This is a genomic window from Pseudomonas koreensis, assembly GCF_025447595.1.
Lineage (GTDB): Bacteria > Pseudomonadota > Gammaproteobacteria > Pseudomonadales > Pseudomonadaceae > Aquipseudomonas > Aquipseudomonas koreensis_H.
The window spans coordinates 646,855-660,323 of the sequence record NZ_JAOEJU010000001.1; the positions used below are offsets into that span (position 1 = coordinate 646,855).

Sequence of the window (13,469 nt, forward strand, 5' to 3'; positions counted from 1 at the left end):
CGGCGCTGATCAGGTAAAGGTGTGTCGGCTCATGGGCAGGCTGCGAACCCGCTGGCCCGTCAGCGCTGCCACCGCATTGGCGACCGCAGGCGCTACGGCCGGCAACGGCGGTTCACCGATGCCGCCCATTTTTTCCCCGCTCTCGACGACCCGTACGTGGACCCGTGCCATCCGCGCAGGCGGCAGAATCGGATACAGGTCGTAGTTGCGTGCCCGGGGTTTGCCATCAATCCACACGGCTTCTTCCACCAAAGTCTGCGACAACCCCAAGGCCACGGCGCCATTGACCTGAGCTTCGACGATCGCCGGGTTGACGATGCTGCCCGGGTCAATCGCCTGCCAGATGTCATGCACCTTGACCTGGCCATTCTCGATGGACACCTCGGCGATCACGGCCGTCTGTGTACCGAACGGCGAAGCCATCGCCACGCCTCGCGCACGCCGGCTGCCGTCGTCTGCGGTAAACGGCCCGCGCTTCCAGCCGCCCGACAGTTCACCCACGGCCTGCAGCAATGTGGTCAGACGTTTGTTGTCGCGCAGCAAATGCAGGCGCAGGTCGAACGGGTCTTTGCCGCCCTTGTCCGCCAGTTCATCAAGGAACGATTCATAGAAAAAGTCGTTGAGGGAATTGCCTACCGAACGCCAGTAACCGAGCATGGCCGGACCTTTGACATAGATCTGCGCAATCCGCTTGTTGGGGATTGCGTAGGATTTGCCGGACAACCCTTCAAGCGCGGTGGGGTCGAGTTTTTCTCCCTGCTTGCCGGCGAGGGCCTCGGTCGGACCTTCGGTGGCACTGATTGCTTCGATTGCCAGCGGCCAGCCGTCGCTGTCCAGTGCGGCGCGGAAATTGACTGCCGCAACCGGACGGAGCACGTCGCGCAGGAATTCTTCCTCTCGACTCCAGATCAGTTTGACCGGGCGGCCAACCGCTTTCGCCAAAGCGATGGCTTGAGGATAGGGGTTGGCCGAGTCGTAAAGGAAATGCCGGCCGAAGAACCCACCCAGCAGCGGTGAATGCAAAGTGATGCGCGACGGATCCAGCCCGGTGCGCCTGGCGATGTCGGCACGGAACATGTCCGGCGCCTGATTGGGCAACCAGACTTCCAGCGAGCCGTCCGGGTTGAATCGGGCCAGTGCTGATGGGGGTTCCAACTGACCGTGGTTCAGGTATTGGTTGTGGTAAGTGGCGTCGATCCGCGTCTTGCTCGCCCTGAGAATCGAAGCCACGTCGCCTTCATGCTCATCATCTTTTGCGGGGCTTTTATCTTCAGCGAGGCGCTTGAGCCAACCATCGCTGGAAAAGTCGGTGGGCATCGGCCGCACTTTGCTGTCGGCCGTTGGTTCTTGCCAGTCGACCTGAACCGCCTCGACTGCACGTTTGGCGTGCCACCAGCGTTCGGCGACCACCGCCACGGCACCCAGCAGACGATGCACGGAATGCACGCCTTTCATCGCCTTGACCTGGTCTTCGTTGCGCAGGTTGCCCACCGTCATCCCCAGGCGCGGGGCATGTTGAACGGCGGCATGGAGCATGCCGTCGACCTTCAGATCGATGCTGTAGAGCGCCTTGCCCGTGGACTTGTCATAAGCATCGACGCGCTTCACCGGTTTGCCGATCCAGCGGAACTGACTCGGGTCACGTAGTTGCACAGAGGCTGGATCGGGAACCGGCAGGTCCATCGCATGCTCGGCCAGTTTACCGTAGGCCAGTGAGCGGCCCGACTTGGCATGTAAGACCTTGCCAGGCTCGGTGCTCAACTCGCCCACCGGCACGCCAAGTTGCTGCGCGCCCGCCTGCAATAGCATGGCGCGGGCGAGGGCGCCGAGGCGGCGCATGACCGGGTAACTCATGCGCACCGACATGCTGCCGCCGGTGATGCGCATGCCGTTCTCCATGACCACATAGGCCTCGCCGGGCGGCGCGGCTTCGACCAGGAAGGTCGCGGGGTCGGCGTCCAGTTCCTCACCGACAATCTGTGCCATCGCGGTGAACGTCCCTTGTCCGCCTTCCATGAACGGGCAGAGCAGACGCACGCGGTTGTCCGGGCGGATCTCGAGAAACGCCGGAACCTGCGTACCACGCTCGGCCGTCGCCGCAGCGGCGGCCTGCACGCGCGTTGCACCCAGCGGCAGACCGAAGCCTAGGACCAGCGCACCGACGGCAGTCCCCGTCAGAAAACGTCTGCGCGAGAGGTTGACCGGATCATGCAGAGCCAGCGCTGATGCCTCCAGAGAAGGGTCGATACGCACGTTCATCAGGCGTCTCCCTTGCCGGCAAGTTCATGCACGGCGGCATGAATGGCGTTGTAAGTGCCGCAGCGGCACAGATTGACCATCGCCGCCTCGATCTGCGCATCACTCGGTTTGGGGTTCTGCTTGAGCAATGCCGTCGCAGCCATGACCTGCCCGGACTGGCAATAACCGCACTGGGCGACCTGCAGATCGACCCAGGTTTCTACGACCCGTTTGCCCACGTCATCGGTCTCGATGGCTTCAATGGTGGTGACCTCACGGCCAACCACGCCGGCTACCGGCGTGACGCACGAACGCACCACATTGCCGTCCACCAGCACCGAACAGGCGCCGCACTGCGCCAGTCCGCAGCCGTACTTGGTGCCGGTCATGCCCAGGTCATCGCGGATCACCCACAGCAAGGGCGTATCGGCGTCGGCATCGACCTGATAGGTCTTCTGGTTGATTCGTAGTTCCATGGTTCACCCGCTTGATCATCGGTTGACGTGCATTGTTATGAGCGGTGACACGCTGCGAGGTGCATCACCGGTGAAGCTGTTGTTTGTTCAATTGGCTACGGTGCCGAGCGCTTCTGCCTCGAACGGATGTCCGCGCAGAAGGGCGATGTCACGACTCGGCGCGGTGCCGAACAGGCGTCCATATTCGCGGCTGAACTGCGAAGGACTTTCATAGCCGACGGCAAATGCCGCCCGCGATACGTCGAGGCGCTCGACCAGCATCAGCCGCCGTGCTTCGTTGAGCCGCAACCATTTCTGGTACTGCAACGGGCTCATGCCGGTGAGCTGGCGGAAATGATGGTGAAAGGTGGGAGCGCTCATCTGCACCCGCGCTGCCAGATCGTCGATGCGCAGTGCTTCGGTGTAATTGACCTTGAGCCAATCGATGGCTTTGGCGATGCGATAGCCCTGGCCATCGACGGCAGTGATCTGCCGCAGGCGGGAACCTTGGTCGGTATGGAGCAGCCGATAGTGGATCTCCCGCAGAATCAACGGCGCCAGGACCGGGATCGCCTCGGGCTCATCGAGCAATGCGAGCAGGCGATCGAGCGCTCCCTCCAGGGCGGACGACATGCTGCCAATGCCCGCGCCTGTACCCATTGTTTGATGGCGCCTGGCGGGCAGGCCGCTCTTGGTGATGACTTCAGCAAGCACGCTGACATCCAGCTTCAGGACGAGGCCGACACAGGGCTGTTCGGGACTGGCAAGCATCACTTCGGAGTTGGCGGGCAAATCCAGCGACGTGACCAGAAATCGCGAGGGGTCGTAGCTGTAGCCCTCACCACCGACCCACAGGCGCTTTTCCCCACGGCCCACGAGAATCAGGCTCGGTTCGACCATGCACACGGAGGGCGGCGCTGGCTGGTCGCGACGAAACAGCGACAGGCCGGGAATGGCTGTCTCGAAGTCGCCCGGTGCGCTCACGCGCGGGTCGATATTCGATGCCAATTTATGGGGCAGGGGAGTAGGGATCATTGATGGTCGCTCCTGTTGACCAAACTCTAATCCGCTGACCAGACGTTTCCTATCCATCTCCCTGCATCCTCAGAGGATCAGGCAAGCATTCAAGAGGAATGCGCTAGGGAAGCACCGGATTGACCGGGAGAATGTGTCTATCTGTTACAGGGGAAGTACCCGCCCGGGCCACAAACAGCTTTCCCTTGCGCATCACACCCACACGTTTTTTCGCACCACAGGTAGTTCCCATGACTTTTCCGTCTACAGATCCCTCTAAAAGAACAGGCGGCTGGAGCGCGGTGCTGGCCATGTCTTTGGCCGCATTCGCGTTGGTCGCATCAGAATTCATGCCCGTCAGCTTGCTGACACCGATTGCGACAGACCTGCACATCACGGAAGGCCAGGCGGGGCAGGGTATTTCCGTGTCCGGTGCCTTTGCATTGATTACCAGCCTGCTGATTGCATCGGTCGCTGCTCGCATCGAACGCAAGACATTGCTGCTGGGCCTGACCTTGCTGATGATCGTCTCCGGTACGGTCGTCGCGATCGCGCCGGGCTACCCGTCATTCATGATTGGGCGTGCGCTGATCGGGATTGCAATTGGGGGCTTCTGGTCATTGTCGGCGGCGACTGCAATGCGTCTGGTGCCGCCTGAGCAGGTTTCCCGCGCGCTGGCCATCGTCAACGGTGGCAATGCTCTGGCAACAGTGATTGCGGCGCCGGCGGGCAGTTTTCTGGGCTCGTTGATCGGCTGGCGTGGCGCATTTTTCTGTGTGGTTCCGGTGGCGGTACTTGCGGCCGTGTGGCTGCTGATCAGCCTTCCGACCTTCAAGGCCGAGCGCCAGGCCGGTAATGGCAACGTATTGCGGCTGATGAAGCAATGGCCAGTGGCACTGGGCATGGTCGCCGTCAGCGTATTTTTCATGGGCCAGTTCATGCTGTTCACTTACCTGCGCCCGTTTCTTGAAGGGGTCACCGGCGTCAGTGTTTCAACATTGTCTTTCATGCTGCTGGGGCTCGGACTTGCAGGTTTTATCGGCACCTTTCTGATTGAAAGATTTATCGGTGGCGGTCTTTACCGCACATTGACCATCATCCCGCTGATCATGGCGGCCATCGCGCTGGCGTTAGTTAATTTCGGTGAGTCAGCGATGCTGACCGCAGCGCTGCTCGGACTATGGGGACTCGTGGCAACTGCCGCCCCGGTGGGATGGTGGACATGGCTGGCCCGCACGCTCCCGGATGATGCTGAAGCCGGTGGTGGCTTGCTTGTGGCCATCGTCCAGCTGGCTATCGCAGGCGGCGCAATCATTGGCGGTCTGGCATTTGATCAGAGCGGTTACAAAGCGACATTCGAGCTTAGCGCCGCCGTGTTGGTCGCCGCGTCTGTGCTTGCCTGGCTGGCGGGTCGCAGTGCCACTGAAGTTCATCTTGTCGAGTCGAACGTGACAGCCTGACAAGGACCGCCAGCGTATGCTCAGTCCTGATTTTTATCGTCTCGCGGCGAACGGCCGAAATGACTTTTGTAGGCGCGACTGAAAGCAGCCTCGGACTCATAGCCTATTGCGAACCCCACTTCGCCTATGCGGCTGTCCTTTTTTGCCAGCATCGACTTTGCCAGTCCCAGTCGCCATTCGTTCTGGTAACGCAGCGGGGAACGTCCGACCAATGCGCTGAATCGCTCGCAGAAACTGGAGCGTGACATCCCGGCGACCGTCGCAAGTGCATCGATCCGCCACTGCTTCCCCGGCTTTTCGTGTATGGCTCTCAGGGTTCGGGCGATACGTTCGTCAGACAAGCCACCGAGCCAACCCGAGGCCATGCCCTGTTGAACCCAGGTACGGAGGATGCGAATGACGATGAGGTCAATCAGGCGCGAAATCATCAAGGCGCCGCCTGGCTGTGTGTCATTGGATTCAATCTGCATGAAATGCAGAATGTTTTCCGCCCAGGCCGCCGCTTCAATCCGCTTGATATGAATCAGCCATGGCAGGGCAAACAGCATCGCCTGGAAACTGTTGGCATCGAACCAGAAGCGGCAAAGGATGACGGTTACGGGTCCTTGGGCGGCCGTGATCTCCATCGATGACTGGGCGTGGGGTAGCAGAAGCACGTCTCCCTGTTCGATGTTGACGGTCTGGCTGTCGGCACCTTCGATGTGGACCTTGCCCAGTTTCAGGACGCAGATGTGTGAGCTTTTTGCATCCAGTTTCAGGCGTTCGCCCTGGGCAAGTGTTACCGGGTAGAAGCGATCCCCCGTCAAGCGGATATTGGCCAATACCTGCGACAGCAGATCCCCCGTGGCCAGCCCCTCCAATTTCATTTCCGGAAGAATGGTCAAGTATTCCAGTGAATCGGTCATGTCGGTACGGTCATTCCTTTAATAGTCTGAGCCCGTAAATCAAAACGCTTCGAAGCGATCAATCAGCTTTCCGGAGCGCGGACTGTATTTAACACATCATCCGATAACATAAGGAACCACAGCATGTTCGGGATCTCTGCCCTTGGCTGGGTACACACACTGGGTAGCCTGCCAGCCATTCCGCTGGCCGCTTACATGTTCATCAAAGACGGGCGCATCGTACCTCGGTCGCGGGCGGGGCTTGCGTATTTCATTTTTATGCTGATCGGCAGTTGCACGGTGTTTTTGGTGGCTCATCAGCCGGTCAGCCCGGTGATCGGTGGCATAACCCTCGTATTGCTTCTCGCCGGTTACGGAATTGGATTCGTTCAGTGGCTGGGGCGGGCAGGGGTGTACCTTGAAACGATTCTGTTGAGCTTGACCGCCTTTTTCCTGATGGTTCCGGCCGTCTCGGAAACATTGCGCCGGGTTCCGGATGGCCACCCCATCGTGACTGATCCGAATTCGCCATTGCTTAAAGGCGTTCTCGGTCTGATAGCGCTCGTGCTGGTGGTAGGCGTGATAGCCCAGATGTTCGCTCTGCGTAGAGAAACAAAAGGCGCATCATTGATCGAGTGAAGCCACGACAAGCAACGTCTGCGATAATCACGGCCACACCGGCGCGAGGGTTTATCGAGTGCTCGCGTCATCTTTCAGCATCAGGGTCTGGAGAACTCCATGCGTGACATCATTGACGGCTTTTTGCGCTTTCAGCGCGAGGTTTATCCGCAACGCGTCGAGCTTTTCAAGCAGTTGGCGACGGCACAAAATCCGAAAGCGTTATTTGTGACCTGCTCGGACAGTCGTGTCGTGCCAGAACTCCTGACGCAACGCGAGCCGGGTGAACTGTTCGTAATTCGTAACGCCGGCAATATCGTGCCGTCGTATGGCCCTGAACCCGGTGGCGTTTCGGCTACCGTCGAATATGCGGTTGCAGTGCTCGGCGTACAGGACATCGTGATCTGCGGCCACTCGGACTGCGGCGCGATGGGCGCGATCTCGCGCTGCACGTGCCTGGATCACCTGCCGGCGGTCGCTAACTGGCTACGCCACGCGGACGCCGCGAAAGCGATCAACGCGGCGCATGAGTTCGACACGCCTGACGACAAGCTCGATGGTCTCGTTCGCGAAAACGTGATCGCGCAACTGGCGAATCTGCGTACGCACCCATCGGTGGCACTGGCGTTGGAGCAGGGACGCTTGAACCTGCATGGCTGGGTTTACGACATCGAGGCGGGGTGCATTGATGCGCTTGATGGTGCGACTCGACAGTTCGTTTCACTGGCTGAATCGCCGACCACCACTGCTGTCGCTGCGCGGAACAACCGGCAGATATAGTGGCGACGGGCGAATGAGGGCGCAGATTGTCCGGGCAAATTCGATGATCATTGCCGTTAAGGCAGGGGCGCGGGCGGATGGTGTCATGCATGGACTGGAGTGACATGCGGGTCTTCCTGGCGATTGCCCGCAGCGGCTCGCTGGGCGGTGCCGCCAGGCAGCTGGGTGTCAGTCACCCGACGGTCGGACGGCGTTTGCAGGTGCTCGAACAAACCAGTGGGCAAGCTTTTTTTCTGCGAACCGCCCAAGGGTTGGTGCTCACGGACAGTGGCGAGAGGATTCTCAGCCTGGCGCAAGACATGGAGCACAGCGCCCTGGCCATCGAGCGCCGACTGGCGGGGCATGGCGACCAACCGGAAGGCCTGTTGCGCATATCCTCAGCCGATTGGTTCGCCTGTCATGTGCTGGCGCCGGTCTTGAGTGAACTGGTGCAGCGATATCCATTGATCGTGCCCGAAGTCATCGCCGGGCATCGGCTGTTCGACCTTGCCCGTCGGGATGCCGACATCGCCTTCCGGATCGTGCCCTTTACCGAACCCGATATCGTCCACCGCAAACTGACCACTCTGTCGTACGGGCTCTACGCCGCTTCGCACGCCACGGCACCACACCCGAACGGTGAGGGCCTGGGCTTGATCCTCATGAACATCGCTCAGGCTCATTACCCGGACGTGCAATGGCTGCAGCAGCGTTATCCGCTGGCCCGCACCGTGTTCACCAGCAGCAGCCGTACGGTTCAGGCGCAGATGTGCGCGAAGGGGCTCGGCGTTGCGGTATTGCCTCGCGTCCTCGGTGATTCCGTTTCGGGACTGCGCCTGCTGGATGAAGACGAGCCACCGCCAGGGCGGGACATCTGGATGGGGTATCACCAGGACATGCGTCAGATGGACCGGCTACGCGCGCTGGCCGACCTGGCCTCCAGCATGATCGGCTCGGGGTAGAGAGATGAAGCCTTCAGGTCGAGCGAACAGCCGACACCTCCGGTACCTGTACAGGCTGACGCGCTAACGTCAGGCTCACCACAGCCCCCACGGCCAGGCAGACGGCGATGCACAGAACCGAGACGGCAAAGGCGTGAGTGATGCTGACCGCCGTTACCTGATCTCCCAGCAAGGTATAAAAGACGCCGCCGATCAGTGCGACGCTCAACGATGTGCTGATTTGCAGCGTTGCGCTGGTGATGCCTGCGATCATCCCGGCATACGCCGGCGCGACCCGGCCCGTGACCATGCGCATCAATGTCGGCAGGCCCAGCCCTTGCCCCAGACCGATCAAAAACAGGATGGCCGCCAGGGAAGTGAAGGGCGGGGCGAGGGTGCTCGGTGTCACCGACACAAGCCAGCCCAGCCATAGCAATCCGAATACCTCCAGCCCCATGCCCACGGGATTCACGTAGCCCCCGAGCACGCGTCTGAGGAGAGGAACCGACAGCGGGCCGACCAGAAATCCCGCGCCGAACGGCAGGAAGATCAACCCGGCATGCAGTGCGGTCATGTGCAGTGCGCCTTGCAGGTACATCGAAAACATCAGAAAGAACACACCGATTGCATAGAAGCAAAGCGCGACCAGCAGCGCTCGGCCAAGGCCCGGGGCTTTGAGTACGGCCGGGGCGAGAATGGGAGTCCCGCCGGCCCGGTGCAAACGGCTCTCGTATCCCCAGAACAGGACTGCCAGCACAGGGCTTGCGGCGAGCGATAGCCATGCCCATAGCGGCCATCCCGCTTCGCGGCCTTCAATCAACGGTACGACCAAGGCAGTCAGCGTGAGCATCGACAACGCCGTGCCCACCAGATCCAGCTTGCTCGCGTGCAGCGCTCGGGTTTCTTTGAGCACAGGGATGCCAAACACAATGACCAGCAACGCGATCGGCAGATTGACCAGGAATATCGCGCGCCACCCCATGCCCAGCACGTCGACCGCAATCAAAACGCCGCCCAACGCCTGACCGATCACCGACGCCAGTCCAAACACGGCCCCGTACAGACTCAGTGCCAACGGTCTTTCCGACGCCGGAAAAATCGCCTGTACCGATGCGAGCGCCTGAGGAGCCATTACGGCGGCGGTCACGCCCTGCAAAGCGCGTCCGAGGATAAGGATCCAGGGCGAAACCGCCAGGCCACACATCAGCGACGCGGCCGCGAAACCCAGCAGGCCAAGAAAGAACATCCGTCCGCGACCGTACAGGTCGCCGAGTCGCCCGCCGGTAATCAGCGTCACCGCATAGAGGGTCGCATAGGAAGAAATCACCAGTTGCTCGGCAGAGGCCCCCGTCCCCAGGTCCTCCTGGATCGAGGGCAGCGCGACATTGACGATGAAAAAATCCAGCGGCGGCAGAAACGCCCCGACCAGCAAGATGGCAAACATTAACCAGCGCCGGGGCGAGGGCGCTTCGGTTTCGATTCGAGACATGACAGTCATCCTGTGTGAAAAATCAGGTTTCACGACGAGAGAAAAGCGAGGCTCATCGCGAGATCCAATTTAGGGGTTCACGCTGACGCTTTCGCCTTACAAAACTGCACGGCCGATGTTCATTCGTGTCAGTGCCGCTCTGCTCCGATGACGCTCACCATGGGCGAGGTCGTTACAGACGACCCTTCAACTACGACCGAGGAGTGAGATATGTCAGGTAAATTCAGCGATCAGGTTGCCGTCGTGACCGGCGGATCCACGGGTATCGGATTCTCCATCGCGAAAGCCTTGATCGCAGAGGGCGCCAAACGCGTTTACATCACGGGTCGGTCAGCGGACTCACTCGAGACAGCAGTTGCCCGACTCGGCGACAAGGCTGTCGCGGTGATTTCCGATGTCTCCCGTCAGGCCGATCTCGATGCGCTCAAAACCACCATCGAAACGCGCGGCGACCGACTGGATGCCGTGTTCGCGAATGCCGGGATCTGTGTGAAAAATCCGCTCGGAGAGACCAGCGAAGCGGCTTACTACGCAATGTTCGATGTGAACGTCAAAGGCGTTTTTTTCACTGTTCAAACGCTGCTTCCCTTGATGAGGGACGCTTCGTCCATCGTCTTGACCGCCTCGATCTGCTCCAGCAACGGCATGGAGGGATTAAGCCTGTACAACGCATCCAAGGCAGCGGTGCGATCGTTCGCACGCACGTGGGCCAATGAACTCAAGCACCGCAAAATCCGCGCAAACGTGCTGAGCCCCGGCTTCACCCGCACACCGCTGATGGACAACGGGTTGAAGATGAGTGAGCGCGACATTGCCGCATTGCGCGAGCACGTCGAGAAAATCACACCATTGGGCTATATGGCACAACCGGAAGAAATCGCCAGCGCTGCACTGTTTCTGGCCTCGGACGACGCCAGATATGTGAATGGCGTGGAGCTGATGGTTGACGGTGGCTTGTCGCAGATCTGAAGTCTCATAAACCCTGCGCTCCATGCAGAAATAAACGCGTCCCGGCAGACATCGAGATCCACGACATGGAGCGCAGAACGAATGGAAGGGCTGTGAACGTTGAAAATAAAACGGACAATAGAAATACTTAAGTAATTCAAGTGCTTAGCGAAAATATCGCTCTATTACCGGAAAACAGAAATCTTTTTTCCGGCAATGAAAAGGATATTATCATTTTTCCGTCATTGAAATGTACAGGCCGTCCGGGCAGATTTCGGTATGGCTGGATAGCTCTCCTTTCTACTTCTACTCGCCTCGATCGACCGGTATATCTCCGTTGACACAAAGTGTTCTGCCTCAAGCGGTCATGGCCTGCCTTGCTAACGCTCATACAGCATTCTCACAGCCGCGCATCTTTATGATACCGGCTGTACGGGCGACCCATTCCCGATTGGAGCCCGCACGGAAAATATTTTTATAACATTATTTTGTGGGCTTGATCGCTTTTCGGTTATTAAAATCCAGTTCGATTTATATAGATATTGTAAAGCCAAGTTCTCAGTTCTAGGGCGTGAGCGAGTTTAACTCATTGAAATTTACACGTTTCCAATAGTCAACTTAGTGTGCTTATTGTTCTGTCTCGAAAGTTCAATATTGAACTAAACCGATTTTTGCCTTCGAGTCGCATTTTCTTCAGTCTCCCGGGTAGGGGTTGCATCTATTAGTTGGGCGGCTATGATCACCCAAATGCCATGTGATTCAGTTGTTCAACAGAGTAGTTAGGATTGGATATGGGTAATGATGATCTGGAGGAAGATAACCGGAGGCTTGAACAAAATGTGCAGTTGGCACCAGTAAAAAATTCTCAAGATGGAATCCCCAGAGACTGGAAAGAGTCTGGAGTTCCACCCAGCACTGAAGCCATTCCGTATCAGGTCAGAACGATTGATCACCGGGAGGAGCAACTCGCAAGTGAGCGCATATCTGTATTCGAGGAGATTGATCAAGGGCTGCCTGTAAAGAGGGGCATGGAACTCCTTGGGTTGAAAAGATCTCAGTTCTATAAGTTGCTAGAAGATTATCGCAACGGGAAAAATATAGTTCGGCAACACAAGGGGACACCTAAAGGAGGGAGTAGAGCGACGTCGGGACAGGTGGCAGCGCTCAGCAAGGCCTATGAAGAGCACTACAAAGGCGCAAAGGCTTCCATAAGTGAATTGCTAAAGTGGGCCCGCCATTATTGTGAAACTGCTGGTGAAAAACCGGTGAGTCGTCATACGGCAAGGAAATACCTGCTTAACAAACCTGAGAAAGACCGCGACCGGAAGAAACTTACAGCGGAGCAGTTCGATCAAAAGTATGGCTTTAGGCCAAAAAAATTGATTATCGATGGTTTGTTGCGTCGTGTGTCAATGGATCATACCCGAGTGGATATATTACTCGTCGATGAGTATAACAGGGACGTCATCATCGGACGACCATGGATAACCATGATCATTTGTGACAGGTCGAGGGTGATCCTGGGGTTTTATCTAAGCATGGAAGCTCCGAGTATAAGTACGGTAGCCGCCGCCCTCGCGTTTGCGGTGATGAAAAAGCAAAGCAGTTTGTTTAGCTTTTTGACTCATCCTGATGAGTATCCGTTTCACGGCATCCCGTTTGTAATTTTTACCGACAATGCTGCAGAGTTTACGAGCGATGCCCTCATCCAGCAGTGCAAAGAATGGGGTATGGAGTGGGATCATCGCCCCATCGGCAAAAAATGGTACGGCGGAATAATAGAGCGTGTAATTGGCTCGTTCATGACTACTGGAGTGCATTTCCTTCCGGGCTCGACCGGGAGCAACGTGGTGGAGCGTCAAAGTTTTGATAGTGAGTTAAACGCCACAATGGACTTCAAACAATGTGCGGAGTGGATGATGAAAGAAGTTACAGTTTACCATGGAAAAATTCACGCCACACTTCGTTGTACTCCAAGGCAAGCTTTCGCTCACTACAAAGCTCAAGGGAAGTATGACTTGTCCAGAATTATTTCCACGGAGGATGAACAGAAGTTTCTCATCGATTTTTGCCCAACCTCTTTCTCCCATAAGGTGCACCCGTATGGCATTAATTTCGCCGGCCGCAGGTATGCAAGTGATGCTTTGGAAGACTATGTTGGCCAAAAGCTGGATGTGAAGTACTTGCAGCACGACCTTAACTATATTTGGGTGAAGACTCCTCATGCATTCCTAAAAATTCCTTGTTCATACACTCGTGACGGGCTGTCTACGCATTGGGAATCCTACTCGAATCACAAGCAACTATCAAAGCGTATGCCAGCTTTGATTAACAAGGCAGGCGGGACTATCGATGATGATTTCGCACCCGGCGCGATGGATCGGCAGAAAGAAATTGTTCAAGAGGCTGAGGCACTGAAAACGGCCTTCATGAGTGCGCCGAAGCATTTAGCTCTACCGCCACCACTTCCTGCCTCTCATTCCCTAGAGACGGACGACCTAGAGGACGTCGAAGAATACCCTATTGATGAAAGTAAAGTCTATGCTCAAACCGGCGAAGATGCTTGGGAGGAAGAAGATATTTTCAAACCACGGATAATCTTAGACCCCGAAGAGATAGACCTGCTAGTTCCAGTGCTGATCATCGACTCTAAGGAGACTTGA

Annotated in this window: 11 protein-coding genes; 6 read left to right on the top strand and 5 right to left on the bottom strand. The window is 57.7% G+C overall.

All coding sequences use genetic code 11. The annotated features are described in order from the left end of the window. Window positions 1–9: 9 nt before the first annotated feature. From N8H71_RS02740 to N8H71_RS02750, 3 genes are all read right to left on the bottom strand, one after another. Window positions 10–2,259 (bottom strand): xanthine dehydrogenase family protein molybdopterin-binding subunit, encoded by a 2,250-nt coding sequence (locus N8H71_RS02740; protein WP_262192716.1) that lies wholly within the window; start codon window positions 2,257–2,259, stop codon window positions 10–12. Next, a complete protein-coding gene (locus N8H71_RS02745) occupies window positions 2,259–2,714 on the bottom strand; it encodes a (2Fe-2S)-binding protein (RefSeq protein WP_085687349.1) in 456 nt (151 codons plus the stop codon). Before N8H71_RS02745 ends, N8H71_RS02740 begins: the two co-directional genes overlap by 1 nt. Before the next feature lie 87 nt (window positions 2,715–2,801). Beyond that, entirely contained in the window at window positions 2,802–3,728 is a 927-nt protein-coding gene (locus tag N8H71_RS02750; RefSeq protein ID WP_262192717.1) for an AraC family transcriptional regulator, read from the bottom strand. 230 nt (window positions 3,729–3,958) lie between these two features. On the opposite strand from N8H71_RS02750, the gene N8H71_RS02755 reads away from it, so the two are divergent. Next, entirely contained in the window at window positions 3,959–5,167 is a 1,209-nt protein-coding gene (locus N8H71_RS02755) for an MFS transporter (protein ID WP_262192718.1), read from the top strand. A 20-nt stretch (window positions 5,168–5,187) separates the two neighbouring features. Here N8H71_RS02755 and N8H71_RS02760 read toward each other — a convergent pair whose 3' ends face one another. After that, window positions 5,188–6,072, bottom strand: coding sequence for an AraC family transcriptional regulator (locus N8H71_RS02760; RefSeq protein ID WP_262192719.1), 885 nt, complete (start codon window positions 6,070–6,072; stop codon window positions 5,188–5,190). Between the two features lie 123 nt (window positions 6,073–6,195). On the opposite strand from N8H71_RS02760, the gene N8H71_RS02765 reads away from it, so the two are divergent. From N8H71_RS02765 to N8H71_RS02775, 3 genes are all read left to right on the top strand, one after another. Further along, window positions 6,196–6,690 (top strand): hypothetical protein, encoded by a 495-nt coding sequence (locus N8H71_RS02765; RefSeq protein WP_262192720.1) that lies wholly within the window; start codon window positions 6,196–6,198, stop codon window positions 6,688–6,690. 99 nt (window positions 6,691–6,789) lie between these two features. Further along, the gene (locus N8H71_RS02770; protein WP_262192721.1) at window positions 6,790–7,449 is read left to right on the top strand and encodes a carbonic anhydrase; all 660 of its coding nucleotides are present in this window, start codon (window positions 6,790–6,792) and stop codon (window positions 7,447–7,449) included. Window positions 7,450–7,538: 89 nt separating this feature from the next. Beyond that, window positions 7,539–8,390 (top strand): LysR family transcriptional regulator, encoded by an 852-nt coding sequence (locus N8H71_RS02775; protein ID WP_262192722.1) that lies wholly within the window; start codon window positions 7,539–7,541, stop codon window positions 8,388–8,390. Window positions 8,391–8,403: 13 nt separating this feature from the next. Here N8H71_RS02775 and N8H71_RS02780 read toward each other — a convergent pair whose 3' ends face one another. Next, window positions 8,404–9,858 (bottom strand): MFS transporter, encoded by a 1,455-nt coding sequence (locus tag N8H71_RS02780; RefSeq protein WP_262192723.1) that lies wholly within the window; start codon window positions 9,856–9,858, stop codon window positions 8,404–8,406. 210 nt (window positions 9,859–10,068) lie between these two features. Here N8H71_RS02780 and N8H71_RS02785 point away from each other — a divergent pair, with 210 nt between their 5' ends. Together N8H71_RS02785 and N8H71_RS02790 are read left to right on the top strand one after the other, a co-directional pair. Beyond that, window positions 10,069–10,827: an SDR family NAD(P)-dependent oxidoreductase gene (locus N8H71_RS02785; protein WP_262192724.1), complete on the top strand. Its 759-nt coding sequence runs from the start codon at window positions 10,069–10,071 to the stop codon at window positions 10,825–10,827. Between the two features lie 770 nt (window positions 10,828–11,597). Then, window positions 11,598–13,469, top strand: a complete 1,872-nt coding sequence (locus N8H71_RS02790) for a Mu transposase C-terminal domain-containing protein (protein ID WP_262192725.1) — start codon at window positions 11,598–11,600, stop codon at window positions 13,467–13,469.

Coding starts and splice junctions, on each gene's coding strand:
- N8H71_RS02740 (WP_262192716.1), bottom strand. CDS start 2,259: ATGAACGTGCGTATCGACCCTTCTCTGGAGGCATCAGCGCTGGCTCTG.
- N8H71_RS02745 (WP_085687349.1), bottom strand. CDS start 2,714: ATGGAACTACGAATCAACCAGAAGACCTATCAGGTCGATGCCGACGCC.
- N8H71_RS02750 (WP_262192717.1), bottom strand. CDS start 3,728: ATGATCCCTACTCCCCTGCCCCATAAATTGGCATCGAATATCGACCCG.
- N8H71_RS02755 (WP_262192718.1), top strand. CDS start 3,959: ATGACTTTTCCGTCTACAGATCCCTCTAAAAGAACAGGCGGCTGGAGC.
- N8H71_RS02760 (WP_262192719.1), bottom strand. CDS start 6,072: ATGACCGATTCACTGGAATACTTGACCATTCTTCCGGAAATGAAATTG.
- N8H71_RS02765 (WP_262192720.1), top strand. CDS start 6,196: ATGTTCGGGATCTCTGCCCTTGGCTGGGTACACACACTGGGTAGCCTG.
- N8H71_RS02770 (WP_262192721.1), top strand. CDS start 6,790: ATGCGTGACATCATTGACGGCTTTTTGCGCTTTCAGCGCGAGGTTTAT.
- N8H71_RS02775 (WP_262192722.1), top strand. CDS start 7,539: ATGGACTGGAGTGACATGCGGGTCTTCCTGGCGATTGCCCGCAGCGGC.
- N8H71_RS02780 (WP_262192723.1), bottom strand. CDS start 9,858: ATGTCTCGAATCGAAACCGAAGCGCCCTCGCCCCGGCGCTGGTTAATG.
- N8H71_RS02785 (WP_262192724.1), top strand. CDS start 10,069: ATGTCAGGTAAATTCAGCGATCAGGTTGCCGTCGTGACCGGCGGATCC.
- N8H71_RS02790 (WP_262192725.1), top strand. CDS start 11,598: ATGGGTAATGATGATCTGGAGGAAGATAACCGGAGGCTTGAACAAAAT.